A 23,897-nucleotide genomic window follows, 5' to 3' on the forward strand; every position below is an offset into this window, starting at 1 on the left:
GCATGGATGCGGCGACCGAGCTTACATGGACGTACTTGCAGCGTCCCCTGCCACCGGACCCACCCCGCCATCCCACGGAATGCAGGCTTTTGACGTTGAAGTTGACGTTGACGTCAGCGGGTGCCGGGCGGCAGCCCGGCCGTCCCATCACCGCCCGTGCGGATCCGGGCGATGGTGCACGTACTCGACCACGGTGCCATCGGGATGCACCGCATTGAACGCCGCGCCGGTGGGCACGACCTGCAGCGGGAAGATGATCTCGGCGCCGGCCGCCACCAGCCTGTCGTGATAGGGCCGCACATCATCGACCAGCAGGGTGCCGGTGGTGGAGGTGAACGGCGCCAGTGCGTCATCGCTGCCCTCGATCAGCAGGAACGCACCGACCATGGCCAGGCGCAGGCCGGCATCGGGGAACGGAAAGCCCGCATCGGCCACCACGCCCTGCAGCTGCTCGTAGAACGCCACGCTGCGCTCCAGCTCGCCGGGAGTGACGAATACGCGGATCAGCACGCGCGGGCTGCGCTGGCTGGAAGTATCACAGCGGTCGCGCCAGAGGTGGTCGAAAGTGCGGTGTACGTTCATGGGCTCGGTCCATCGCCAGGGACTCCCATTATCGGCACGGCCCTGCGGCCCGCTGATGACCGCCGGTGATGGCCTGATAACCAAGGCCATATGGGGGCCTGTGACTTAGGTCCTGTTGACAGCCATCGATGCCCTCGCACAATCTTAACAAGATGGGTCGCTTTGCGGCCCGGGCAGGCAGGTTGTCACGCCGGGAGGAGGGTCCCGCGCGCAGACCGGTCCGTCCCCTGGCCCGCGGTGTGTTGCCTGGCAACGCCCGCGCGGCATGAACGCTGCACCCTTCGGCGGCACTTTCCCTGGACCGATTGCCTTGGCAACGGAATTACGCCCGCCGATGAAAACGTTTACAAAGCCGCTTGCCCTGTCCCTTGCGCTGTCTGCCGCGCTGGCCGCCCCGGCCTGGGCCGATACGGCCGCCTTCACCGTGCTGACCCTGGACCAGGCGCCGACCGCCGATGCCATTCCCGCCCTGGCTGCCCAGCTGAAATCCCTGCAGGTGGACGCCGTCAGCGTGCGCCAGGTGCAGCGCGGCATCGGCCAGGTCGATCCGCTGCAGCTGCTGGCCGATGGCCTGGGCTACGAATACCGCTTCATCGCCGCCGGCAAGGATGATGGCCAGACCCAGCAGGGCCAGGCCGTGCTGACCCGCCTGCCGATCGCCGCCGAATCCGGCCCCGACCAGCCGGGCCTGAACTACCTGCGCCTGGACGATGGCCGCCACACCGTGGCCCTGTACACCGATGCCGGTGCGGGCGCCGCGCGCCTGCCGGCCCTGGTCACCCGTTCGCGCCTGGGCGCGCCGGCCGTGCTGCTGGGTGCGGTGGCCGGTGAATCGGCCAAGGCTGCCGGTTTCGATCCGGCCCGCGTGGCCCTGGAAGCCGATGCCAGCTACTTCAGCGATGGCTTCCAGGCTGCCAGCAGCGCGCCGTTCAAGATCGATGGCAGCGCCCTGCGCGCGACCCTGCTGACCCTGGCCTACGTGGCCGACAAGGGCGGCGAGCAGCCGTGGATGGACGCCACCCTCAACGCCGATGCGCGCGCTGCGCTGCTGCTGAAGGCGATGACCGAGGACGAGAAGTTCCAGATGCTGCACAGCTATTTCGGGCTGGGCAAGGACGGTGGCCCGCTGCCGGAAGGCGCGGTGGGTTCGGCCGGTTTCGTGCCGGCGGTGCCGCGCCTGGGCATTCCGGCGCAGCAGTCGGCCGATGCCGGCGTGGGCGTGACCAATCCGGGCGGCATCCGTCCGGGCGACTTCGCCACCGCGATGCCGTCCGGCCCGTCCACCGCCTCCAGCTGGAACCGCGAAGTGGCCTTCGCCGGTGGCGCGACCATGGGCCGCGAAGCATGGCAGCAGCGCTTCAACATCCTGCTGTCGGGCAGCGTCAACCTGCAGCGTGACCCGCGCAACGGTCGCAACTTTGAATACGCCGGCGAAGATCCCCTGCTGGCCGGTTCGATGGTCGGCGCGCTGATCCAGGGCGTGCAGAGCCAGCACGTGATCTCCTCGATGAAGCACTTCGCGCTGAACGACATGGAGACCCGCCGCAACTTCCATGACGTGCGCATCGGCGAACAGGCCATGCACGAATCGGACCTGCTGGCCTTCGAGATCGCGCTGGAAGCCGGTCGCCCGGGCGTGGCGATGTGCTCGTACAACAAGATCAACGGCACCTACGGCTGCGAGAACGGCTACCTGATGAACCAGGTGCTGAAGCAGGAATGGAAGTTCCCCGGTTTCGTGATGTCCGACTGGGGCGGCGTGCACAGCGGTTCGAAGGCGGCGCTGGCCGGCCTGGACCAGCAGTCGGCCGGTGAAGTGTTCGACGCCGCGGTGTTCTTCGACGAACCGCTGCGCCTGGCCGTGCACGGTGGCGTGGTGCCGCAGGCGCGCCTGAACGACATGGTGGCGCGCATCCTGCGCACGATGTTCCTGCATGGCAACTTCGACAACCCGCCGCAGCACCAGAAGGTGGATGCCGAAGCCGGCTACGCCGTTGCCCAGCGCACGGTGGAAGAAGGCAGCGTGCTGCTGCGCAATGAAGGCAACCTGCTGCCGCTGGCCGACAGCGTGAAGCGCATCGTCATCATCGGCGGGCATGCCGACAAGGGCGTGATCGGTGGTGGTGGTTCGTCGATGGTGGGCGTGACCGCCAAGGGCACCAATGCAGTGCCGGGCGTGATGCCGACCACCTGGCCGGGCCCGGTGATCTTCCACCCGTCCTCGCCGCTGGAATCGCTGCGTGCAGCGCGTCCGGACGCGACCATCGAATATGTGGACGGCACCAATGCCGCCGCCGCGGCCAAGGCGGCCGCGCAGGCCGACGTGGCCATCGTGTTCGCCACCCAGTGGGCGGCCGAATCGGTGGACCTGCCGGACATGCAGCTGCCCGACAAGCAGGACGCGCTGATCTCGGCGGTGGCCAAGGCCAACCCGAAGACCGTGCTGGTGCTGGAAACCAATGGCCCGGTGCGTACCCCGTGGCTGGCGCAGGTGCCGGCGATGCTGCAGGCCTGGTACCCGGGCATCCGCGGTGGCGAAGGCATCGCCGCGCTGCTGACCGGCCAGGCCAACCCGTCCGGCCGCCTGCCGGTGACCTGGGTGGTGGACGAATCGCAGCTGCCGCGCCCGCACATCGACGGCCTGGGCTTCAAGCCGAAGAAGGAGTTCGGCGACGTGTTCGATTTCGATATCGAAGGCGCCAACGTCGGCTACAAGTGGATGGCCGCCAAGGGCCTGACCCCGACCTTCGCGTTTGGCCATGGCCTGTCCTACACCTCGTTCGCCTATGAAAACCTGAAGGTGAGCGTGGAGGGTTCGCGCCTGGTCGCCAGCGTGGACATCCGCAACACCGGCAAGCGCGCCGGTGCGGACGTGGCCCAGCTGTACCTGAAGCTGCCGGCCGGCAGCACCACGCCGATCCGCCTGATCGGCTATGACAAGGTGCAGCTGCAGCCGGGCGAACAGCGCCGCATCCGCATCGAAGCCGAGCCGAAGACCCTGGCCCACTACGATGCACAGGCACGCCAGTGGAAGATCGACGGCGGCACCTACCAGGTGCAGCTGTCGCGCAATGCGGCCGAGCCGCTGCAGAGCGTGGACGTGCAGCTGGCGGAGCAGGTGCTGCGCTGATCCAGCGGGTTGTTGATGTTCGGAGGAACGGCCCCGAAAGGGGCCGTTTCTTTTTGTGGGGTGCCGCTGCGCTCGCCGGGCATGGCCCGGCGCTATCTGGTCATGGCATCTCCGGCGGACGCCGTCATCACCCGGGCGTGCCGGTGAACCACCCGCGCAGGAAATCGATCAGGTGGCGGACTTTCGGCGAGGGCTGCGTGCTGTGCGGGTAGACGGCGTAGACGCTCTGCTGCGGGAAGCGGTGCTGGCGCAGTACCGGCCGCAGGCGGTCGTGGGCCAGATCGTCCTCGATCAGCCAGCGCGGCAGCACGGTGACGCCTGCGCCGGCCAGGGCGAAGGCGCGCAGGCTGCTGGCGCCGTCCACGCGCACCACCGCATTGCCCGGATTGGTGGCGAACAACGCGTCGCTGCCGTCGGGCGCCACCACCGGCACATCGGCCAGGCGCGGATAGCCGAGGCGGGGCAGGGTGCCCAGCTGCACCGGATCATCGGCCGCATCGGCAGAGGGCAGGCGTGCCAGCAGCGAAGGCGCGGCCACCGCGCACAGCGGGTGCCGCTCCAGTTCGCTCGCATGCAGGCCTGAATCCGGCAGGCGGCCAAGGCGGATGGCTACGTCGAAACGCTCGGGAATCAGGTCGGCCGGTGCGGGCGACGTGGACAGATGCAGCTGCAGCGCCGGATGCCGCGCGCGGAATGCCTCCAACGCCGGGATCAGTCGCAGCTGCGCGTACTCCGGCGTGGTGGTCAGGCGCAGTGTGCCCTGCAGCTGGTGCTGGTCGCGGCGCGCGGCATCGATGGCCGCCTGGGCCGCATCCAGGGCCTGCACGCAGTGCTGCAGGAACTGTTCGCCGGCCTCGGTCAGGGCCAGGTGGCGGGTACTGCGCAGCAGCAGGGTCACCCCCAGTTCCTGCTCCAGCCGCTTCAGGTTGAAGCTGACCACCGCGCGGCTCAGGCCAAGGCGGTCGGCGGCTGCAGTGAGGCTGCCGGCGTCGACCACGGCGCGGAAGATGTCGAAGCGATCCAGGCTGACCATGGCGATTCATTGTCAAAACAGATTTGACAGTGTTGCAGCTGCTGTCGTGTTTTTCCAACAGCCGGTGCAGGGCATCCTGCCTGCTTCCCCGCTGGAGCGCCGCCGATGCCGTCCCCCCGCCTGCGCCATGAGGCGATCTTCCTGCTGGTGTTCGCCCTGGACCTGGTCAACATGTTCATCGCCACGGTGGCCTACCCGGCGCTGGCGGCCGAGCTGCATGCGGATGTTGGAACGCTGGCCTGGGTCGGCACGGCCTACATGCTGGGCCTGAGCGTGGTCATCCCGCTGGCGCCGTGGCTGGCCGCTCGCTGTGGCGAGCGACGCCTGCTGCTGGTGGCACTGCTGCTGTTCGCCTTGGCGGCGGCCTTGGCCGGTGCGGCGCCGGGCATCGGCTGGCTGCTGGGCTGGCGGCTGCTGCAGGGCCTGGCCGGTGGCCTGCTGATCCCGGTCGCCCAGGCCGCAGCCTACCGGCACTGCACCCCCGATCAGCGCGGTGCGCTGACCCGCCGCATCCTGCTGGTGGCGCTGCTGGTACCGGCACTGGCGCCGGCGCTGGGTGGGCTGCTGGTGCAGTGGCTGTCCTGGCGCGGCGTGCTGTGGGCCAGCCTGCCGCTGGCGCTGGCGGCGATGGGTCTGGTGCTGGCGTGGATGCCGGCCGACGGTGAACGCACCGCGCCCCGCCTGCAGGCCTATGCGCTGGCCACGGCGATGAGCGCGCTGGGTGTGCTGCTGCTGGCACTGACCTGGCTGGGTGAACCCGGCCACCGGAGTGCCGGTGCGGTGCTGTTGCTGCTGGCGCTGGTGCTGGCGACCGCCCATCTGCGCCACGCGCGCCGGCAGGCACAACCGCTGCTCCGCTGGTCGCTGCTGTCCCATCGTGGGCTGCGGCTGGCGATGCTGGTCTACCTGGCCGTGCCGGGCGTGTTCATCGGCAGCCAGCTGGCCAGCACGTTGCAGCTGCACCAGGCCGGTTACAGTGCTGCACGCATCGGTGCGCTGATGCTGCCGTGGGCGCTGGCCTCGGCAGTGGCCATCACCGGCAGCCGTCGCCTGCTGGCGCGTGTCGGTCCTGCGGCGGTACTGCGTGTCGGCATGCTGTTGCAGGCCAGTGGCCTGCTGCTGATGGCCCTGCTGCCGCACCCTTCATTCGCGCTGGCGGCGCTGCTGTTTGCGCTGATGGGCGCCGGCGGCAGCCTGTGCAGCAGCACCGCGCAGACGCTGGCTTTTCACGGTGTGGAGGGCGAGGCGCTGGGTGATGCCAGTGCACTGTGGAATCTCAACCGGCAGCTCAGCTTCTGTCTTGGCACCGCCGCCATCGCGCTGCTGCTGGCGCTGGCCATGCAACGGCTGCCGGCGCGGGCCACCGGCGTGGCGCTGGGCCTGGCCGCTTTCCTTACCCTGCTGCCGATGGCGCTGTTGCGCCGCGCGCAGTCCTTGCTCCTTCCGCAACCGGAGAATGCCTGATGCACCGCACCGCCGAACATGAAATCCACGAACTGCACGACACGCTGCAGGCCTGGTTCCGCGCCGAGGTGGGCGCCGATGCAGTCGACGATCTGATGGCGCACTTCTGCGCGGACTTCAGCATGGTCGGCATTGCCGGGCGACGGCTGGATCGGCAGGCGGTGCAGGCCTTGTTCGTGGGTGGGCATGGGGCACGCCCGGGCCTGCGCATCGCCATCGACGCCGTGCAGGTGATTGAAGCGCCGTCACCGCTGGCCGTGCTGCGCTATCGCGAGGGGCATGCGGTGGGCGATGGGGCGGTCGCGTGGCGGGAATCGCTGGCGGTGCTGCGGCAGGAACAGGGGCGTTGGCGCTGGTTGGCGCTGCATGAGGTTCAATCAGGCTGACGGATCCGCCGGGGGGGGGGGGGGGGGGGCCGCCGGCGGGGGGGGGGGGGGGGGGGGGGGGGGGGGGGGGGGGGGGGCGCCGCGGCCCCCCCCCCCCCCGGCGAGCGCTCCGATGTCCCACAGCACATGTGCCATCAGTCCTGCCCCCAAAGAGCGCAGAACGCAAAGCCTGCATACACCTCACCGGGCAGGGCAGGAGTACGCTTGGGACTTTCCTGCCGGGAGGGGTTTCCATGCGTGTGCGTGCCGTTGCTGTAGCGATCGCCCTTGGCCTGTCCAGCACCGTGCTGGCCGGCGATACCCCGCCGATGACCCCGGACATCAGCGGCAAGCCCTTCGTGGCCCCCGATGTCGGCCGTGACTACGACAAGCGCGTGGTGATGGTGCCGATGCGCGATGGCACCAAGCTGTACACCGTCATCGTGGTGCCCAAGGGCGCACACAACGCGCCGATCCTGCTGACCCGCACGCCCTACGACGCGGCCGGCCGCGCCAGCCGCACCGATTCGCCGCGCATGCGCGACATGCTGCCGCAGGGCGATGAAGTATTCGTCGATGGCGGCTACATCCGCGTGTTCCAGGACATCCGCGGCAAGTACGGTTCCGAAGGCGATTACGTGATGACCCGGCCGCTGCGCGGTCCGCTGAACAACACCAAGGTCGATCATTCCACCGATGCATGGGACACCATCGACTGGCTGGTCAAGCACGTGCCGGAGACCAACGGCAAGGTCGGCATGCTGGGCTCGTCGTATGAGGGCTTCACCGTGGTGATGGCCTTGACCGACCCGCACCCGGCGCTGAAGGTTGCCGCGCCGGAAAGCCCGATGGTCGATGGCTGGATGGGTGACGACTGGCTCAACTACGGCGCGTTCCGCCAGGTCAACTTCAACTACTTCGCGATGCAGACCGAGAAGCGCGGCAAGGGCACCCCGCTGCCCAGCCTCGGCTACGACGACTACAGCACCTTCCTGCGCATCGGTTCGGCGGGCGACTATGCGCGCTTCACCGGGGTGGACCAGCTGACCTGGTGGAAGAAGCTGGTGCAGCACCCGTCCTACGATGCCTTCTGGCAGGGCCAGGCGCTGGACGCGGTGATGGCGAAGACGCCGCTGAAAGTGCCGACCATGTGGCTGCAGGGCCTGTGGGACCAGGAAGACATGTGGGGCGCCAACCATGCCTACCAGGCAATGGAAGGGCGCGACACCGGCAACACCCTCAACTACCTGGTGATGGGCCCGTGGCGGCACAGCCAGGTGAACTACACCGGTGACTCGCTGGGCGCGCTGAAGTTCGACGGTGATACTGCGCTGCAGTTCCGCCGCGACGTGCTCAAGCCGTTCTTCGACCAGTACCTGGTGGACGGTGCCCCGAAGGCCGATACGCCGCCGGTGCTGATCTACAACACCGGCGAAAACCATTGGGACCGCCTGCAGGGCTGGCCGCGCAGCTGCCAGAAGGAGTGCACCGCAGCCAGCAAGCCGCTGTACCTGCGTGCCGGTGGCAAGCTGGCCTTCCAGGCGCCGGCGGCGGGCGAGGGTGACTTCGAGGAATACGTGTCCGACCCGGCCAAGCCGGTGCCGTTCGTGCCGCGTCCGGTGCGCTTCGGCGATCGTGACATGTGGACCACCTGGCTGGTGAAAGACCAGCGCTTCGTCGATGGTCGCCCGGACGTGCTGACCTTCATCACCGAGCCGCTGAGCGAGCCGCTGCGCATTGGTGGCGCGCCGGCGGTGCACCTGCAGGCATCGACCAGCGGCACCGACAGCGACTGGGTGGTGAAGCTGATCGACGTCTACCCGGACCAGGATGCTTCGTCGCCGGAAATGGGTGGCTATGAGCTGCCGGTGTCGCTGGCGATCTTCCGCGGCCGTTACCGCGAGAGCTTCAGCGAGCCCAAGGCGCTGGTGGCCAACCAGGTGCAGCCGTACCGTTTCGATCTGCCCAATGCCAACCATGTGTTCCAGAAGGGGCACCGGGTGATGGTGCAGGTGCAGTCCAGCCTGTTCCCGCTGTACGACCGCAACCCGCAGACCTACGTGCCGAACATCTACCTGGCCAAGCCGGGGGATTACCAGAAGGCCACGCAGCGGGTGTGGCACAGCGCCGCGCAGGCCAGTTACATCGATCTGCCGGTGTATTGAGGTTGGTGGTGCATGCAGGAGCGTGTCGACCAACGGTCGACACCCACCAGAGCAGGGATCGAGCGATGTTGGTAGCGCCGGGCCATGCCCGGCGGTGGTGCCGGCCGCTGGCCGGCATGCGAGTCGACCAAGCTCGACACCCACCAGAGCGGGGATCGATCGGCTCAGGGCTGAAGGCTATCGCTCGTCAGCAGTCCGTTGTCGAGTCGCCGGAACAGGTCGCCAACGGATTCCGCCACAGGCTTCCCTTGGCGGATGTCCAGGTTGCCCAGATCGAATGAAGTCACGTGTCCATGGAAGGTTGGACGAAGATCAAGCGCGATCAGCGTCGATCCTCCGTCTGTCCCGATGCCGATGAAGGCATCCTCAAGGTAACGACGGATCAGGTAATCGTCGTTGAGGGTGATGATGCTGGCGACTGGCCATAGGTCGAGGTAGCCAAGAGGGAACACGCAGCGGCCGCCATCTGACCAGCGCAGAAACTGCAGGAACTCCTCGGGAATCGTTGCCCCGGCCCAGTGCTCTTGCAGCTTTCCAAGGTCGTCAGCATGTGCGCCCACTTCCTGCAGCCATCGACTTTGCATGGCGCGGACAAGGTTGGGCAGGTTGGCTCGATCCCGATGGTTCACGTGGATTCCCTGCAATCAGTCGCACCACTGTGGCGTTGCCTGTCGCAAGCGACAAGGGGGACACGCGACAGATCCCACGGCTGTGATCGTTGTCAGCGGCAGGCGACGCCAGAGCGTGTCGACCAACGGTCGACACCCACCAGAGCGGGGATCGAGCGTGTCGACCAACGGTCGACACCCACCAAAGCGGGGATTAAGCGATGTTGGTAGCGCCGGACAATGCCCGGCGAGCCATGCAAAAGCGTGTCGACCAACGGTCGACACCCACCGGAGCGGAGACCAACCCACCAGAACGGTCGACACCCACCAGAACGGAGGCCAACCCACCAGAGCGCAGCTCAACCCACCTTCGAGGGCCCGGTACGCCAGCGGCTGGGTACCAGGCCGAAGCGCTTGCGGAACGCCGCAGCGAAGTTGCTGGGGTGGCGGTAGCCGGTAGCGGCCGCCGCCTGTTCGACGCTCCAGCCGCGTTCGCGCAGGCCCTGTTCGGCATGGTGCATGCGCTGTTCGTGCAGGTAATCGAATACCGAGCAGCCGTACTGCTGCACGAAATGACGGCGCAGCGAACTGGGGCTCATGCAGGCGATCTGCGCCAGTTCGACCAGGCTGTGCTCATGGCTGGGGTCTTCGCGCAGGAAATCGCGCACGCGTTCCAGCCGCGCATGCTGCCCGGCACGCAGCGCACGGGTGGTCGCCCCGTGCAGGTCATCGGCCTGCAGGCCGACCGCCAGGATCTGCAGGGCCAGGCCCTCGCGCCACAGTGCATCCAGATCGCCCTGCCACGGGCTGTCGAACAGCTGCGACAACGCCGGCACCAGTGTGTGCGGAATGGCCCAGTGGCGGCAGCCGACCTCGCTGCCCTGCAGTGCCTGCTGCAGCGCGGGTTGTTGCAGCAGGTCCACATCGAACTCCGCAGGAATGCGCAGGCTCACGCCACGCAGGCGCACGCTGCCCGGATGCACGCCGCGCATCTCGACCGGTTCACGGTGATGGCTGGTCATCGCGGTGCCGGCGCGCAGGCTGAAGGCCTCACGCTGCGGCACCTGCACGTCGACCTGGCCATCAAGCATCATCCGGATCGACAGGCCCGGCCGCTGCTCGGCAGTGGCCGTATAGCCCACGCGGTTGCACACATCGGTGGCGATCAGGCTGAGGCCGCCGCGCAGGGTCTGTTCGTGCATTTCGCCGCGACCGACCCATTGGTCGTCGCGCAGGTCGCGCGGGTCGGCGCGGTAGTCATAGCCGTGGCGGTCGCCGAAGCGACGGTAGTCGGCAAAGGTGAAATATCGGGACATTGCGGGGCCGCTCAGCAGGGGAGGAAAGTGCTGGCGTCGGCTCGCAGGCCTATTCTAGCGCGGGCCCGCCGCCGCAGCGACGGGCCGGTGACAATGGATTACGCGCCCAATGCGGGGTAGTCGGTGTAGCCGTGTTCGCCGCCGCCATACAGGGTGCTGGGGTCGAGGTCGGCCAGTGCGGCGCCACTGCGCAGGCGCGCCACCAGATCGGGGTTGGCAATGAAGGGCCGCCCGAACGCGACCATGTCGGCGTAGCCGCTGGCTACGGCCTGCTCGGCACGCGCGGCGTCGTAGCCGTTGTTGGCAATCCACGGGCCACGGAAGCGCGCACGCAGGCCGGCGTAGTCGAAGGCGAGGTTGTCACGGTCGCCGCCGGTGGCCCCTTCGATGACATGGATGAAGGCCAGGCCCTCGATCGTGTCCAGGCGCTCCACCGCGCGGTCGAACAGCGGCTGCGGATTGCTGTCGTGCGCATCGTTGACCGGCGTGACCGGCGACAGGCGCACGCCGGTGCGTGCCGGGCCGATGGCTTCGGCCACCGCGCTGACCACTTCAAACAGCAGGCGCGTACGGTTCTCGATGCTGCCACCGTAGGCATCGCTGCGGTGGTTGCTGCCATCGCGCAGGAACTGGTCGATCAGGTAGCCGTTGGCGGCGTGCACTTCCACGCCGTCGAAGCCGGCGGCAATTGCGTTGCGTGCAGCGGTGCGGTAGTCCTCGATCAGCGCCGGGATCTCCTCAATGGCCAGTGCACGCGGCGCGGACACATCCTCGAAGCCATTGGCGGTGAAGGTCTTGCCATTGGCACGGATCGCGCTCGGTGCAACCGGCACTTCGCCTTCCGGCAGCAGGCTGGTGTGGGAGATGCGGCCGACGTGCCAGAGCTGCAGCACGATGCGGCCACCGGCGGCGTGCACCGCGTCGGTCACCGGCTTCCATCCAGCCACCTGCGCGTCGCTGTAGATACCCGGGGTGTCGAGGTAGCCCTGGCCGAGCGGGCTGATCTGCGTTGCCTCGGCAATGATCAGGCCGGCGCTGGCACGCTGCTGGTAGTAGGTGATCGCCAGCGGCGAGGGCACGCGGTCGGGCAGGGCGCGGTTGCGCGTCAGCGGCGCCATGGCGATGCGGTTGGCCACGGCGATGTCGCCAAGGTGGGTGGGCGTGAACAGCAGATCGGCGGCAGGGCTCATCGAAGGTTCCACTGGGGGAGAGGTGTGGCTTGGAGCATAGGTGCGAATGCGTTGCAGCGATGGGAAGGTTCGTTGCAGGCAATGGACGTCGAATGTCGCTGCAGATGGCACCTCCGTAACACGCGCGGGCGTAACGTCATCAACAGGCGGACGCGCTCCGCATCGATGACCAACACGTGGAGAACACAGATGATCGACTACCAGCTCAAGGGCAAGACCGCGATCGTGACCGGCGGTGTGTCCGGCATCGGCCTGGCCGTGGCGGAACTGCTTGCTGCATCCGGTGCCAGCCTCTCGGTGTGGGACCTGAAACAGGACGCGGTGGATGCCACCGTGCAGAGCCTGAAGGCGAAGGGCGTGCAGGCCATCGGCATCGCATTGGACGTGACCGATGAAGCGGCGGTGGAAGCTGCAGTACAGCGCACGGTGAAGGAGCTGGGTGGCATCGACGTGGCGGTGAACAACGCCGGCATCGGTGGCCCGGCTGCAAGCAGTGGCGACTATCCGGTCGATGGCTGGAAGCGCGTGGTCGATGTGAACCTGACCAGCGTGTTCCTGTGCCAGCGTGCGCAGATCCAGGCGATGCGCGCGGCGGGCAAGGGCGGCAGCATCATCAACATGGCCTCGATCCTGGGCCAGGTGGGCTATGCCGGTTCGACCGCCTACGTGGCGGCCAAGCATGGCGTGGTGGGCCTGACCCAGACCGCCGCGTGGGAACACGCCGGCGATGGCATCCGCATCAACGCAGTCGGCCCGGGCTTCATCGCCACGCCGCTGCTGGAAAAGATGGATGCCAAGGTGCGCGCGACGCTGGAAGGGCGCCATGCGCTCAAGCGCCTGGGTACGCCGGAGGAAGTGGCGGCGCTGGTGGCTTGGCTGGCCAGTGATGATGCCTCGTTCGCGACCGGCACCTATTACGCGATCGACGGTGGCTACCTGGCGCAGTGATGCGCTGCTGAGGGGAACGGATGGATGGGGTCAGAGCCCCTGCGGGGATCCGACCCCGGGCATCGCCGGGCGCTGCCGGGTGAACCGGCCGTGGTGGCACCTTCACCGTGGTGCCACGGCCCTCGCGCGACGCTCCGGGGAAACTTCCGGAGCCTGCCGATGGAACTGACCCAGGATGTATCGATCCTGCTGCGCGTGGCCGCGGCGATGCTGTTCGGCGGCGTGCTCGGCGTCGAACGCGAGATGGGCAAGCACGCTGCGGGCCTGCGCACGCACATGTTGATTGCCGGGGCGGCGGCGCTGATCGTCGGCCTCGGCGATTCGGTGGCCGAACATTTCCAGCAGGAGCGCTACCGCGACCTGCTGCAGGTCGATCCGGTGCGCCTGATCGAGGCGGTGGTGGCCTGCGTTGGTTTCGTGGCGGCAGGCACCATCCTGCGCGGTAACCGCGAGGACCAGGTCAGCGGATTGACCACGGCAAGTTCGCTGGTGATGGCTGCGGCCATCGGCATCGCGGTGGGCATTGGCAAGTACGTGATCGCCATCGGGGTGAGCGTGCTGTGCGTGCTGGTGCTGGCGGTGATCCGGCGGGTGGAGAAGAGACTCTGAGGGGAGTGGGGGTGGGGGGGGGGCCCCCCCCCCCCGGGGGGCCCCCCCCGGGGGATCCGACCCCGGGGTCGGATCCCCGCAGGGGCTCTGACCCATGTCCGGCCAAATGGTCAGACCAAATAATCGGCGAACCTGTGCTGTAATGGCTGCCTTATCCGGATTTGGCAGACGCCTTGAATCGCCAGTGCATCCGATACCGCGAATGGTCATACCAATATGCGTCCACCGCGCGGTGGACGCCATGACCTCGCCGCGCGTCTCTGACAAGGTCGCTGCACAGCTGCGCCTGCTGGTGCAGGAACAACAGCTGCAGCCCGGCGACCGGCTGCCGGCCGAGCGCACCCTGGCGCTGGAGCTGGGCGTCTCGCGCACCGCGCTGCGCGAGGCCATCGCGCAGCTGGCCAGCCAGGGGCTGCTGACCGCGCGCGTCGGTGGCGGCACCTACGTGGCCGACCCGGCGGCACTCGCTCGGCAGGCGCTGCAGGAACCCCTGGTGCCCTACCTGCCGGTGTTCCAGGGCGATCCGGAATACCGTTTCGATGTGCTGGAGATCCGCCACGCGCTGGAAGGTGCCACGGCGTGGCACGCCGCGCTGCGTGCCACCGACGAGGACCGCGCGCGCATCAGCCGCGCCTTCCAGACCATGCTGGACGCGCACGGCAAGAATGACCCGGCCGGCGAGGCCGCAGCCGATGCGGCCTTCCACCTGTCCATCGCCGAGGCCTCGCACAACTTGGTGATGCTGCAGGTGATGCGCGGCCTGTTCGAGCTGCTGCAGACCAACATCTCGCAGAGCCGCGAGAAGCTCTACACCACGGCAGCAACCTTCTCGCCGCTGTCCGACCAGCATCGCGAGATGATGGATGCGGTGCTGGCGGGCGATCCCGAACGCGCGCGCGCCGCTGCCCATGCCCACCTTGAGTTCGTGCACACCACGCTGCGCACGCTCGATGACAACGAAGCCCGGCGTGCGCGGGGCTCGCGTCTCCCTTCCCCGCATGGCTGATGACTTCCGGTTGACCCCATGATCATTTCCGCTTCCACCGATTACCGCGCCGCCGCCGAGCGGCGACTGCCGCCGTTCCTGTTCCACTACATCGATGGCGGCGCGTATGCCGAGCACACGCTGAAGCGCAATGTCTCCGACTTGTCCGACATCGCGCTGCGCCAGCGCATCCTGCGCAACATGTCCGACCTCAGCCTGGAAACCGAGCTGTTCGGCGAAACGCTGGCGATGCCGGTGGCGCTGGCGCCGGTCGGCCTGACCGGCATGTACGCCCGGCGCGGTGAGGTACAGGCCGCGCGTGCGGCTGACAGTCGTGGCATTCCGTTCACCCTGTCGACCGTCTCGGTGTGCCCGATCGAGGAAGTGGCGCCGGCCATCCAGCGGCCGATGTGGTTCCAGCTGTACGTGCTGCGCGACCGTGGCTTCATGCGCAACGCGCTGGAGCGTGCGCAGGCGGCCGGTGTGACCACCCTGGTGTTCACCGTGGACATGCCGGTGCCCGGCGCGCGTTATCGTGACGCGCATTCGGGCATGAGCGGTCCCAATGCCTCGCTGCGCCGCGTCGGCCAGGCCATCACCCACCCGCGCTGGGCGTGGGACGTGGGCCTGCTCGGGCGCCCGCACGACCTCGGCAACATTTCCGCCTACCGTGGCAACCCGACCGGGCTGGCGGACTACATCGGCTGGCTGGGCAGCAACTTCGACCCGTCCATTTCCTGGAAGGACCTCGAGTGGATCCGTGAGTTCTGGAAGGGGCCGATGGTGATCAAGGGCATCCTCGATCCGGACGACGCGCGCGATGCAGTGAAGTTCGGCGCCGATGGCATCGTGGTCTCCAACCACGGGGGCCGCCAGCTGGATGGCGTGCTGTCCACCGCACGCGCACTGCCGGCCATTGCCGATGCAGTGCAGGGCGACCTGAAGATCCTCGCCGATTCGGGCATCCGCAATGGCCTGGACGTGGTGCGCATGCTGGCGCTCGGCGCCGATACCGTGCTGCTGGGTCGGGCCTTCGTGTATGCGCTTGCCGCACAGGGGGAGGCCGGCGTGGCCAACCTGCTGGACCTGATCGCCAAGGAAATGCGGGTGGCGATGACGCTGACCGGTGCGCGCCGGATCGCCGACATCGGCCGCGACTCGCTGGTCAGCCTGCCATGAGCGACCACGCGAGCGTGCTGGCGCAGCTGCGCATGGCCGTCGGCAGCCGCCATGTTCTGACCGGCGACAAGGCGACCCGGCGGTTCCGCCGCGGCTATCGGTTCGGCGACGGCCAGGTGCTGGCCGTGGTGCGCCCGGGCACGCTGCTGGAACTGTGGCGGGTGTTGCAGGCGGCGGTGCAGGGTGGAGCGGCGATCATCCTGCAGGCGGCCAACACCGGCCTGACCGGTGGTTCGACTCCCGATGGCGATGACTACGGGCGGCCGATCGTACTGGTCAGCACGCTGCGCCTGACCGGCATCCAGCTATTGAACGAGGGCCGCCAGGTGCTGTGCCTGCCCGGCGCGACGCTGGATCGTCTGGAACAGACGCTGGCACCGCTGGGGCGTGAGCCGCATTCGGTGATCGGCTCATCCTGCATCGGCGCCTCGGTGCTGGGCGGCGTCTGCAACAACTCCGGTGGCGCGCTGGTGCGCCGTGGCCCGGCCTATACCGAGCTGGCACTGTTCGCCCAGGTCGATGCGCAGGGCCAGCTGCAGCTGGTCAACCACCTTGGCATTGCCCTCGGCGAGACGCCCGAGCAGATCCTGCAGCGTCTGCAGGCGGGCGACTACAGCCCCGCCGATGTCGGCGACGGCGATGGCCGCGCTGCCTCCGATGCGCGCTATGCCGAGGATGTGCGACGTGTCGATGCGGATACGCCGGCACGCTTCAACGCCGACCCCAGCCGTCATTACGAGGCGTCCGGTTCGGCGGGCAAACTGGCGGTGTTCGCCGTGCGCCTGGATACGTTCGAGAAGGAAGCCGCCGAGGTGTTCTACATCGGCAGCAACCGCACAGCCACGCTCACCGCCATCCGCCGCCAGCTGCTGACCGGCTTCGAACGCCTGCCGATCGCCGGGGAGTACATCCACCGCGATGCGTACGACATCGGCGAGCGCTACGGTAAGGACACGTTCCTGCTGATCGATCGCCTCGGTACCGCGCGGGTGCCGGCGGCGTTCGCGCTGAAAAGCCGCGTCGATGGCTGGTTCGAGCGGCTGGGCCTGCGCGGGGTGACCGACCGGGTGATGCAGGCGCTGGTCGGCCTGCTGCCGTCGCACCTGCCGCCGCGCATGGGCGAGTTCCGCCAGCGATATGAGCATCACCTGCTGCTGAAGGTATCGGCGCAGGATGCTGCGGAGACCGAGCGCTGGCTGCGCGAGTGCTTTGCCAACCATGAGGGCGGTTTCTTCCGCTGCAGCGCCGAGGAGGGACGAAAGGCGTTCCTGCATCGTTTCGCCGTGGCCGGTGCGGCGGTGCGCTACCGCGAAGTCCATCGCGCGAAGGTGCAGGACATCGTGGCGCTGGACATCGCCCTGCGCCGCGACGATGCGGACTGGTTCGAGACGTTGCCGGCCGACATCGATGGGCGCCTGCTGCACAAGCTGTACTACGGGCACTTCCTCTGCCATGTGTTCCACCAGGATTACATCGCGCGCAAAGGCGAAGACCCGATGGCCATCGAACATGCGATGTGGGCGCTGCTGGACAATCGTGGCGCCGAGTACCCGGCCGAACACAACGTCGGCCACCTGTACCCGGCCAAGCCGGCGCTGGCCGGATTCTATCGGCAGCTAGATCCGAGCAACACGTTCAATCCCGGTATCGGCCACACATCCAAGGTGGCGGGGTGGGGCGGCTGCGATTGCAGCGGGCATTGACTATCATCGGCATTCCGCAGGGACGCGCCGACGCGCAGGAATGACGATGCACACGACGATTTCCCGAGCCGCGTGGCTTGCGCTGTTGCTGTCCGCGCCGGTACTGGCATCTGCCCAGGGCTCGATCCTGCCGCAGCAGCGCGACGCCGCAGGCAATGTGTTGGAACCGCTGGGGCAGGTGCTGTTGCCCGGCGAGGATGGCGGCGACCGCCTGCAGAACTGCACGGCCGATCGTGCCTGGTGCGTGGCCCTGCAGCCCAGCGACACCGAAGGTGAGGCATCCACCACGCTGGTGGTGACCGAGCGTGGACAGGGCACGGGCCAGCCGCAGTCCTGGCACGTGACGATGGATGTGCCGCCTGAAGGTGAGCTGTCACTGTGGCCATGGATCGTGCGCCTGGCACCGGGCGTGGGTGCCGACCAGGCCGTGGCCGATCCGCAGCAGCGGGCACGACAGAACGTGCTGGTCGGCGGCATCAGCAAGGTCAGCAACATGTATTCCGGCGGCGGTGCCGATGCGTCGCGCCTGCAGCTGGCACGGGTGCGGCACCTGGATGACGGCATCCAGGTCGACAATGACGTGCTCGGTGTGGCCTGGGCGGGACATGCGGAGATCCGTGCCTGCTTCAGCGAGCAGGACATGAAGCAGCGCGCTGGCGCCTGCCATGACAGTTACGGGTTCTCGGCCAGGCTCTCGCTGGATTCCACCGCCACGGCGATGCCGGTGCTGCGCTACCAGACCGTGGCCACGCGCTTCCCGGCCGGTGTGTCACGCAACGAGGATTCGCTGGCCAAGGGCCCGCTGACCAAGAAGGACCTGCGCACCGAGCAGGACCCGGCGTGCACGTATGTGCGCACGTTCCGCTTCAGTGACGGTGCTTACCAACCGGACCAGGCACTGCCGGACTGCGCGGGCTATACCGGGCCCTGAGCGCGGTAGAGTCGAGCTTGCTCGACGGCGTTTGCCACGGCAGCCGAGCATGGCTCGGCTCTACAGAAGGCAAGAGCAGCCGAGCATGGCTCGGCTCTACAGAAGGCAAGGGCAGCCGAGCATGGCTCGGCTCTACGGTCGGGGTCACTCGCAGCGTGCGGCGGTGATGACGTTGTTCTTGTCCACGTACACGCGCAGGCGGTCCGGGCGGATGTCCTTGGTGGTGATGGTGGTCGGTCCGATCGGGTTGACCAGGCCGGCGCCGCTTTCACGGGACAGGCGGCGCATGTTCTCTTCGTTGCCCGGCTGGCCCACGGCCCAGCCCAGGGTGCTGGCATCGCAGCGGCCGCTGCCCTTGACCTGCGGGCCGGGCGTGCTGACGCAGGCCGACAGCAGCAGTGCAGTGGCAGGAAGCAGCAGGAACAGGCGGTGGGCAGTCATGCGGGCGCTCCATTGCAGGGGAATGGCCGCACCATAGCACTGTCTGGCGCGGCCCCGGCAGCGATCGGATCATTGCCGCTGGCCGACCGCCGATGCATAGTGCGCGAACGTACGGCATTGCGCCGGCGGGCAGGTCGGGCCATTCCGGCGCAGGTGCGGAACAGGGTATGAAGGCAGGCAGTGCGCACGGACAGGGCTGGCTGACCTCGATGGCGTTGCTGCCGTTGCTGCTGGCGGCCGCGACAGTCAACGCCGCGGCCATTGATCCGGCAGTGGCGGCCGCAACCGCCGATGCTGCCCCCGTGTTCGGTGGCTGGCGCAACCTGCAGACCGAGGCCGGCCATGAGCCGGCGCAGCGCAACCTGGCGTTCGGCATGCTGCCGCAGGAAGCGACCCGTGGCGACCGCTTCGTCATTCTTGATCGCGAAGGCCACCGCGCGGTGTGCTGCCTGCAGGTGGCCAGCCCGTCGCTGGGCGTGGCCGCGCTGCGCGAGCAGTACCACCTCGCACAGGCCGGGGTGGATGACCTCGGCAACGTGCGCAGCCCGTCCCGCCCTTATGTGCCGCATGTGTATGCGATGCAGCGGGTGGATGAGCTGGCCGATTACACCTTCGCCGATGTTGCCGGTGCCTACAGCGATCTGGGTGGCCTGCTGCTGCCGGAAGCGGCCGCGGTGGACTCCGAGGCGACCACGGTGCGCCTGGGTGAGGTGCAGTACCGGCTGCAGTTCCAGCGCCAGCCCTTTGCCGATGACGATGGTGCGCTGGACCGCTACACCCTGCAGGCCCCGGGCCAAGGCCCGGCGAAGGTCGTGGAAGTGCCGTTCGGGACGTACTGAGCGGGTCGAAGCGGGCAGTCGAGCGAGCTCGACTCTACAATGTTCGCTGCGCCTGTTTACCGAGTTTCCACCGTGTCCCTGCGTCCCCTGCTGCTGTTGTCCCTGACCACCCTGGCTGCCTGTGCCAGCGCGCCGCCGCCACCGGCCCATTCCGATGCGCTGTGGCGCCTGATCGAGCGCGACTGCGAAGGGAGCGATGGCCCGCGAGGTGCCTGCCTGCAGGTGCAGCCCGGCGCCGACCGCCGCGACGTACTGGTCAAGGATTCGCATGGGGATTACCAGTTCCTGCTGATGCCGCTGGACAAGGTCAGCGGCATTGAAAGCCCCGGCCTGTACCGCAGGGGCGTGCCGAACTACTTCGCCGCCGCCTGGCAGGCGCGCTCGCACACCCAGCAGGCGCTTGGCCAGCCGCTGCCGCGCGAAGTGGCCAGCCTGGCGTTGAACTCGCCGCATGGTCGCTCGCAGCACCAGCTGCACATCCACGTGGACTGCCTGCGTGCCGACGTGGTGCAGGCGCTGGACGCACAGCGTGCGGCGCTGGGGCAGCAGTGGGCGCCGCTGCCGGTGCCGCTGCGTGGCCACCCGTACCAGGCGCGCGTGCTGCCGGGCGCGGAGCTGACCGCCAACCCGCTGAACCTGCTGGCCTTCGACCTGAGTGGCCCGGCCGACGTCGGCAACTGGAGCCTGCTGGTGGCCGGTCACCGCGATGCGCACGGCGCCCCCGGGTTCGTGCTGCTGGCGACCCGGCTCGACACCGCCACCGGCAACGACGCCAGTGCCGAGGAGCTGCAGGACCACGCCTGCAGCGTGCTGACCGGCGCCGGTTCCGCGCTGGAGCGGGTGCGCTAGCCCCGCGCGGGGTGCTGGCGGCGCCAGGTCGGCGCCGTCAGCGCATGCAGGCTGCGGTCTTCCCAGCCGTCAGGGCCCAGGTGATGGTCGCGCAGCAGGCCTTCGTTCTCGAAGCCGGCGGCGCGCAGCACGTCTGCAAGCCCGGCGCTGTTGTCGGGCGGGAGCATCACATAGACGCGGTGCAGTCCGACCTGTTCGAACAGGAACGGGCACAGTGCCTGCAGCGTGTCGGCGAAGCGCTGCGCATCGGTCCAGTCGGCCAGGCAGAAGCGCTGCAGCTCGGCGCTGCGATCGCGCGCGGACTGCAGCCGCACGGTCAGCTGGTCGATCAGGGTATGGCTGGACTGGTCGAACACACCCAGCAGCAGGCGGTCATTGTCTTCCTGCAGGCGCGAGCGCTGGATGCCGATGAACAGCTGCACCTCGGCCTCGCCTCGGCAGTTCACGTTGCAGCGGGTGCGGCGCTGCCCGCACAGCGTGCGCCAGCCGGGCAGGTCGGTGCGCTGCAGCGAGCGCAGGTTGATGGAACCATGGCCCAGCAGCAGCAGGTGGCGGCGCAGTACCGGGTGCAGGGCAGGAGGGGAAGTGGGGTTCGGTTCGATGCACATCCGGGCACGATCCCGTCTGCGCGGGGCGATTCCCATGAAATTTGTTGCAAAGTGCGGAGCGCGGTTCGCGATGGTCCGGGGCCGTTCAGGGATGAAGGCGCGGTTGCAGGACGCTTGTTTGTGCGATGCAGATGGCGCAACGTGTGCGAACGGTCGATGCTGTGGCCTTTCCACACACGGAGTGCACGGATGGATGCAAGGATGCTGTTGATCGCCGGGATGGTGCTGGGCGTGTTGCCGGGCTGCCACCCGGGCGAAACCGGAACCGCGCGCAATGAGATCGCGCAGGCCCCCATCAAGGCGGCCGCATCGCAGGCGCAGGCGCCCGGTCACGCCGCGTCTCCCGATGATGCGCCTGTGCCTGTGCCTGTGCCTCCACGTGGCGCTGCAGCCACACCGTCGGCACAACACGCCATGCCAATGAATCAGGCCTACCTCGAAGGGGAGTCGCAACTGCTGAACGGCGGCGAATTGTCGGGCGACCAGGCCCAGGCCGTCCTCCTTTCCAGCAGAAGCTTCAAAGCAGCCCTGCAGCAGTTCGAATCGGATGCGTCGCTGAGTCCGGATGCGCAGGATCTGACCCGGTTGTACCAGGCCGCGGCGACCCGTGCGCTGGGCGAGGACGTGGCGCTGGCCTCGCTGTCGTGTGGCTACACCCTGTGCATGGGCGAGGTGCGCAGCCGCAGCCAAGGTGGATTCCGTGACTGGGTTGGCCTGTTCGGCAAGGACCGCGGTGCACCGCACTACGCGTTGATGACGGCCGAGTATCCGCTGGGAAACGGGCAGTCCTCGGGGCGTTTCGTGTTCTCGATCGATCCCACTGCCAACGGCATCAGCCAGTAGCGTCGAGCCTGCTCGACTACCGCTCGCTCGCCGTCAGGGCAGCGCCTGCACGCTGTACGACTCGATGACGTAGCTGAAGGCCTGTTGCTGGCGGTCGCGCAGCAGGGCACGCACTTCCAGGATGACGCCATGGTCGCCATCGCCGCGCGGTGGCCAGAAGGTCTGGTCGGCAAGGGTCTGGCGCTGGAAGCCGAGGGGGCCGACCACGCGGCCGAAGGGTTCGTCGCTGCTGTCCAGCACCTGGTTCATTGCCGCGCTGAGGCGGCCCGGCAGGTACCAGTTGTCGGCTTCGGAGAGCACGCGGCTGCCGCAGACCAGTTGCACGCGACGGTAGCGCAGCGGCGTATCGGCGTCCGCGCCGAGCGCCTTCAGCACGTCGGCCGGTGCCGCCTTGTCCTGGCCATGCACGCGCACGGCGCGCACGCGGGCCTGTTCGGCCAGGCCGTGCTCTGCGCACCAGCTTTCCAAGGTGCCGGTTGCGCTGGGGCCGGCCAACACGCGCTGGTGCAGCTGTTCGACCAGGGCGGCGGGCGCGATGCGCTGCTGACCGGGCGGCGCCTGCAGCGGCGCGGTGGCACCGGCATCGGCGGCGGACAGGCTGGCGATCGGGGCAGCGGCCAGCAGGGATGCGGCCTGCCAGCGGCGGAGACGATCGTGGCGGTCGGACGGGCCCATGCGGCATCACAGCGGAAACAGGCGCCCATGTTACCCGTTCAGGCGTGTCCCCGGCGTGCCGAAAGCGTCGCGACTCGTCGGGCATTCATCGCGTTGCCAAATACGAGGCATGCAGATATTTCGTTGGCCGATGGGCCGGGCGGGGCGCACGATGGGGCCTTGTCTGGCTTTCCGGGAGTTCCCCCATGACCCTGCAGTTCATCCAGGGTGGCGTCGACCGCGCGGGTGCGCCGGTGCATTTCCACATCCGCGACGGGCGTTTTGAGGGTTTCAACCGCGCAACGGGCCCGGCTGAAGGTGCCGAGGTCATCGACCTGCAGGGGTTCACCCTGCTGCCGGGCCTGGTGGATGGGCACATCCATCTGGACAAGAGTTTCGTCGGCGACCGCTGGCATCCGCACCAGCCGGTGGCCAGCCTGCGCGAGCGCCTGGCGGTGGAAAAGGCCGCGGTGGCCGACGCCGCGCCGATGGTGGACCGCGCCGAGGCGCTGATCCGCCAGTGCAGCCGCTTCGGTACCGTGGCGATGCGCTGCCACGTCGATATCGACGCCAGCACCGGCCTGCGCCATCTGCTGGCTGTGCGCGAGGCTGCGCAGCGCTGCGCCGACATCATGCAGATCCAGCTGGTGGCGTTCCCGCAGGCGGGGGTGATGTCCTGCGCGGGCACGGCCGCGGTGCTGGAGCAGGCCCTGGCCGAGGGCGTGGAGGTGCTGGGTGGCATCGACCCGACCACGCTGGATGGCGATGCCGAGGGGCAGCTGGCCCTGCTGTTCGGCCTGGCCGAGCGCTACGGCGTGCGCCTGGACATCCATCTGCACGAACCGGGTGAAACCGGCCTGGCCCAGCTGCTGCGCATCGCCGCGCGTACGCGAGCGGCCGGGCTGCAGGGCAGGGTGGCGGTCAGCCACGCCTACGCGCTAGGCGAGGTGCCGTTGGCGCGCGCCCTGCAGGTGGGCGAGGCCTTGGCGGCGGCCGGCGTGGCGATCATGAGCAACGCGCCGGGGGATCACCCGTTCCCGCCGCTGCGGGCGCTGCACGATGCCGGGGTGCGGGTGTTCGCAGGCAACGACAACATCCGCGACTGCTGGTGGCCCTACGGCAATGGCGATCTGCTGCAGCGGGCGATGCTGCTGGGCTACCGTTCGGGGTTTTACACGGATTCCGACCTGATGCTGGCGCTGGAGATGGTGACCACGCATGCGGCGGCGGTGATCGGGTTGCCGGACTACGGGATGGGCGAGGGGTTGCCGGCGACGTTCGTGGCGGTGCGGGCGGATCACGGTCCCGCGGCGGTGGCGGGTGTGCCGGTCGAGCGGCGCGTGGTTGTGCAGGGGCAGTGGGTGTAGTCGGCAGGGCTTGCAGCCCTGCACCTGCAGAGGCAAGAGCAACAGCAACAGCAACAGCGGGCATTCCGTGGGATGGCGGGGCACTGTG

The 23,897-nt window shown here is 68.4% G+C and carries 22 protein-coding genes; 14 read left to right on the top strand and 8 right to left on the bottom strand.

The features are described from left to right. Window positions 1-147: 147 nt before the first annotated feature. Window positions 148-582, bottom strand: a complete 435-nt coding sequence (locus IAE56_RS13665; protein WP_079222247.1) for a glyoxalase — start codon at window positions 580-582, stop codon at window positions 148-150. A gap of 334 nt (window positions 583-916) precedes the next feature. Between IAE56_RS13665 and IAE56_RS13670 the strand changes: the two genes are divergently transcribed. Then, window positions 917-3,712 (top strand): glycoside hydrolase family 3 C-terminal domain-containing protein, encoded by a 2,796-nt coding sequence (locus IAE56_RS13670; protein WP_200752891.1) that lies wholly within the window; start codon window positions 917-919, stop codon window positions 3,710-3,712. 127 nt (window positions 3,713-3,839) lie between these two features. Here the strand turns inward: IAE56_RS13670 and IAE56_RS13675 are convergent, their stop codons facing one another. Beyond that, the gene (locus IAE56_RS13675; protein WP_200752892.1) at window positions 3,840-4,745 is read right to left on the bottom strand and encodes a LysR family transcriptional regulator; all 906 of its coding nucleotides are present in this window, start codon (window positions 4,743-4,745) and stop codon (window positions 3,840-3,842) included. 105 nt (window positions 4,746-4,850) lie between these two features. On the opposite strand from IAE56_RS13675, the gene IAE56_RS13680 reads away from it, so the two are divergent. From IAE56_RS13680 to IAE56_RS13690, 3 genes are all read left to right on the top strand, one after another. Next, a complete protein-coding gene (locus IAE56_RS13680; RefSeq protein ID WP_200752893.1) occupies window positions 4,851-6,209 on the top strand; it encodes an MFS transporter in 1,359 nt (452 codons plus the stop codon). Then, the gene (locus IAE56_RS13685) at window positions 6,209-6,595 is read left to right on the top strand and encodes a DUF4440 domain-containing protein (protein ID WP_200752894.1); all 387 of its coding nucleotides are present in this window, start codon (window positions 6,209-6,211) and stop codon (window positions 6,593-6,595) included. Before IAE56_RS13680 ends, IAE56_RS13685 begins: the two co-directional genes overlap by 1 nt. Window positions 6,596-6,828: 233 nt before the next feature. Further along, a complete protein-coding gene (locus IAE56_RS13690) occupies window positions 6,829-8,739 on the top strand; it encodes a CocE/NonD family hydrolase (RefSeq protein WP_200752895.1) in 1,911 nt (636 codons plus the stop codon). A gap of 164 nt (window positions 8,740-8,903) precedes the next feature. Here IAE56_RS13690 and IAE56_RS13695 read toward each other — a convergent pair whose 3' ends face one another. The 3 genes from IAE56_RS13695 to IAE56_RS13705 all read right to left on the bottom strand — a co-directional run bounded on the left by IAE56_RS13695 (window position 8,904) and on the right by IAE56_RS13705 (window position 11,853). After that, window positions 8,904-9,368: an SMI1/KNR4 family protein gene (locus IAE56_RS13695; RefSeq protein WP_200752896.1), complete on the bottom strand. Its 465-nt coding sequence runs from the start codon at window positions 9,366-9,368 to the stop codon at window positions 8,904-8,906. A 338-nt stretch (window positions 9,369-9,706) separates the two neighbouring features. Beyond that, window positions 9,707-10,663: an AraC family transcriptional regulator gene (locus IAE56_RS13700; protein WP_200752897.1), complete on the bottom strand. Its 957-nt coding sequence runs from the start codon at window positions 10,661-10,663 to the stop codon at window positions 9,707-9,709. Window positions 10,664-10,761: 98 nt separating this feature from the next. After that, on the bottom strand, window positions 10,762-11,853 hold the full coding sequence (locus tag IAE56_RS13705; RefSeq protein WP_200752898.1) for an alkene reductase: 1,092 nt from the start codon (window positions 11,851-11,853) through the stop codon (window positions 10,762-10,764). Between the two features lie 189 nt (window positions 11,854-12,042). On the opposite strand from IAE56_RS13705, the gene IAE56_RS13710 reads away from it, so the two are divergent. The 6 genes from IAE56_RS13710 to IAE56_RS13735 all read left to right on the top strand — a co-directional run bounded on the left by IAE56_RS13710 (window position 12,043) and on the right by IAE56_RS13735 (window position 18,208). Further along, window positions 12,043-12,801: an SDR family NAD(P)-dependent oxidoreductase gene (locus tag IAE56_RS13710; protein ID WP_200752899.1), complete on the top strand. Its 759-nt coding sequence runs from the start codon at window positions 12,043-12,045 to the stop codon at window positions 12,799-12,801. Between the two features lie 159 nt (window positions 12,802-12,960). Then, window positions 12,961-13,410 (top strand): MgtC/SapB family protein, encoded by a 450-nt coding sequence (locus IAE56_RS13715; protein WP_079222238.1) that lies wholly within the window; start codon window positions 12,961-12,963, stop codon window positions 13,408-13,410. Window positions 13,411-13,651: 241 nt separating this feature from the next. After that, window positions 13,652-14,416, top strand: coding sequence for a transcriptional regulator LldR (gene lldR, locus IAE56_RS13720; RefSeq protein ID WP_200752900.1), 765 nt, complete (start codon window positions 13,652-13,654; stop codon window positions 14,414-14,416). A gap of 18 nt (window positions 14,417-14,434) precedes the next feature. Next, window positions 14,435-15,574, top strand: coding sequence for an FMN-dependent L-lactate dehydrogenase LldD (gene lldD, locus IAE56_RS13725; protein WP_200752901.1), 1,140 nt, complete (start codon window positions 14,435-14,437; stop codon window positions 15,572-15,574). After that, the gene (dld, locus tag IAE56_RS13730) at window positions 15,571-17,277 is read left to right on the top strand and encodes a D-lactate dehydrogenase (RefSeq protein ID WP_200752902.1); all 1,707 of its coding nucleotides are present in this window, start codon (window positions 15,571-15,573) and stop codon (window positions 17,275-17,277) included. The genes lldD and dld overlap by 4 nt, the downstream gene beginning before the upstream one ends. A 46-nt stretch (window positions 17,278-17,323) precedes the next feature. Further along, window positions 17,324-18,208, top strand: a complete 885-nt coding sequence (locus IAE56_RS13735; protein ID WP_200752903.1) for a hypothetical protein — start codon at window positions 17,324-17,326, stop codon at window positions 18,206-18,208. Window positions 18,209-18,352: 144 nt separating this feature from the next. On the opposite strand, the gene IAE56_RS13740 is transcribed toward IAE56_RS13735, so the two are convergent. After that, window positions 18,353-18,649, bottom strand: a complete 297-nt coding sequence (locus tag IAE56_RS13740) for an I78 family peptidase inhibitor (RefSeq protein WP_150454110.1) — start codon at window positions 18,647-18,649, stop codon at window positions 18,353-18,355. Between the two features lie 167 nt (window positions 18,650-18,816). On the opposite strand from IAE56_RS13740, the gene IAE56_RS13745 reads away from it, so the two are divergent. Together IAE56_RS13745 and IAE56_RS13750 are read left to right on the top strand one after the other, a co-directional pair. After that, window positions 18,817-19,488 carry a decarboxylase gene (locus IAE56_RS13745; RefSeq protein ID WP_200752904.1) on the top strand — a complete coding sequence of 224 codons (672 nt, stop codon included), beginning with the start codon at window positions 18,817-18,819 and terminating at the stop codon, window positions 19,486-19,488. A gap of 72 nt (window positions 19,489-19,560) precedes the next feature. Next, the gene (locus IAE56_RS13750; protein WP_200752905.1) at window positions 19,561-20,337 is read left to right on the top strand and encodes a CDP-diacylglycerol diphosphatase; all 777 of its coding nucleotides are present in this window, start codon (window positions 19,561-19,563) and stop codon (window positions 20,335-20,337) included. Here the strand turns inward: IAE56_RS13750 and IAE56_RS13755 are convergent. Further along, entirely contained in the window at window positions 20,334-20,945 is a 612-nt protein-coding gene (locus IAE56_RS13755; RefSeq protein ID WP_200752906.1) for a GNAT family protein, read from the bottom strand. The genes IAE56_RS13750 and IAE56_RS13755 overlap by 4 nt on opposite strands. Window positions 20,946-21,146: 201 nt before the next feature. On the opposite strand from IAE56_RS13755, the gene IAE56_RS13760 reads away from it, so the two are divergent. Next, window positions 21,147-21,788 carry a hypothetical protein gene (locus IAE56_RS13760; protein WP_200752907.1) on the top strand — a complete coding sequence of 214 codons (642 nt, stop codon included), beginning with the start codon at window positions 21,147-21,149 and terminating at the stop codon, window positions 21,786-21,788. A 33-nt stretch (window positions 21,789-21,821) separates the two neighbouring features. Here IAE56_RS13760 and IAE56_RS13765 read toward each other — a convergent pair whose 3' ends face one another. Continuing rightward, window positions 21,822-22,463, bottom strand: a complete 642-nt coding sequence (locus IAE56_RS13765) for a hypothetical protein (RefSeq protein ID WP_200752908.1) — start codon at window positions 22,461-22,463, stop codon at window positions 21,822-21,824. Between the two features lie 185 nt (window positions 22,464-22,648). Here IAE56_RS13765 and IAE56_RS13770 point away from each other — a divergent pair, with 185 nt between their 5' ends. Further along, complete coding sequence (locus IAE56_RS13770) at window positions 22,649-23,809, top strand: amidohydrolase family protein (RefSeq protein WP_200752909.1); 1,161 nt, start codon at window positions 22,649-22,651, stop codon at window positions 23,807-23,809. Window positions 23,810-23,897 lie beyond the last annotated feature (88 nt).

Source organism: Stenotrophomonas sp. S41, assembly GCF_016624625.1.
Classification (GTDB): Bacteria; Pseudomonadota; Gammaproteobacteria; order Xanthomonadales; family Xanthomonadaceae; genus Stenotrophomonas.

Bases quoted from the DNA above. Each gene is read 5' to 3' on its own strand.
- IAE56_RS13665 (WP_079222247.1), bottom strand. From the start codon at position 582: ATGAACGTACACCGCACTTTCGACCACCTCTGGCGCGACCGCTGTGAT.
- IAE56_RS13670 (WP_200752891.1), top strand. From the start codon at position 917: ATGAAAACGTTTACAAAGCCGCTTGCCCTGTCCCTTGCGCTGTCTGCC.
- IAE56_RS13675 (WP_200752892.1), bottom strand. From the start codon at position 4,745: ATGGTCAGCCTGGATCGCTTCGACATCTTCCGCGCCGTGGTCGACGCC.
- IAE56_RS13680 (WP_200752893.1), top strand. From the start codon at position 4,851: ATGCCGTCCCCCCGCCTGCGCCATGAGGCGATCTTCCTGCTGGTGTTC.
- IAE56_RS13685 (WP_200752894.1), top strand. From the start codon at position 6,209: ATGCACCGCACCGCCGAACATGAAATCCACGAACTGCACGACACGCTG.
- IAE56_RS13690 (WP_200752895.1), top strand. From the start codon at position 6,829: ATGCGTGTGCGTGCCGTTGCTGTAGCGATCGCCCTTGGCCTGTCCAGC.
- IAE56_RS13700 (WP_200752897.1), bottom strand. From the start codon at position 10,663: ATGTCCCGATATTTCACCTTTGCCGACTACCGTCGCTTCGGCGACCGC.
- IAE56_RS13705 (WP_200752898.1), bottom strand. From the start codon at position 11,853: ATGAGCCCTGCCGCCGATCTGCTGTTCACGCCCACCCACCTTGGCGAC.
- IAE56_RS13710 (WP_200752899.1), top strand. From the start codon at position 12,043: ATGATCGACTACCAGCTCAAGGGCAAGACCGCGATCGTGACCGGCGGT.
- IAE56_RS13715 (WP_079222238.1), top strand. From the start codon at position 12,961: ATGGAACTGACCCAGGATGTATCGATCCTGCTGCGCGTGGCCGCGGCG.
- lldR (WP_200752900.1), top strand. From the start codon at position 13,652: ATGACCTCGCCGCGCGTCTCTGACAAGGTCGCTGCACAGCTGCGCCTG.
- lldD (WP_200752901.1), top strand. From the start codon at position 14,435: ATGATCATTTCCGCTTCCACCGATTACCGCGCCGCCGCCGAGCGGCGA.
- dld (WP_200752902.1), top strand. From the start codon at position 15,571: ATGAGCGACCACGCGAGCGTGCTGGCGCAGCTGCGCATGGCCGTCGGC.
- IAE56_RS13735 (WP_200752903.1), top strand. From the start codon at position 17,324: ATGCACACGACGATTTCCCGAGCCGCGTGGCTTGCGCTGTTGCTGTCC.
- IAE56_RS13740 (WP_150454110.1), bottom strand. From the start codon at position 18,649: ATGACTGCCCACCGCCTGTTCCTGCTGCTTCCTGCCACTGCACTGCTG.
- IAE56_RS13745 (WP_200752904.1), top strand. From the start codon at position 18,817: ATGAAGGCAGGCAGTGCGCACGGACAGGGCTGGCTGACCTCGATGGCG.
- IAE56_RS13755 (WP_200752906.1), bottom strand. From the start codon at position 20,945: ATGTGCATCGAACCGAACCCCACTTCCCCTCCTGCCCTGCACCCGGTA.
- IAE56_RS13760 (WP_200752907.1), top strand. From the start codon at position 21,147: ATGCTGTTGATCGCCGGGATGGTGCTGGGCGTGTTGCCGGGCTGCCAC.
- IAE56_RS13765 (WP_200752908.1), bottom strand. From the start codon at position 22,463: ATGGGCCCGTCCGACCGCCACGATCGTCTCCGCCGCTGGCAGGCCGCA.
- IAE56_RS13770 (WP_200752909.1), top strand. From the start codon at position 22,649: ATGACCCTGCAGTTCATCCAGGGTGGCGTCGACCGCGCGGGTGCGCCG.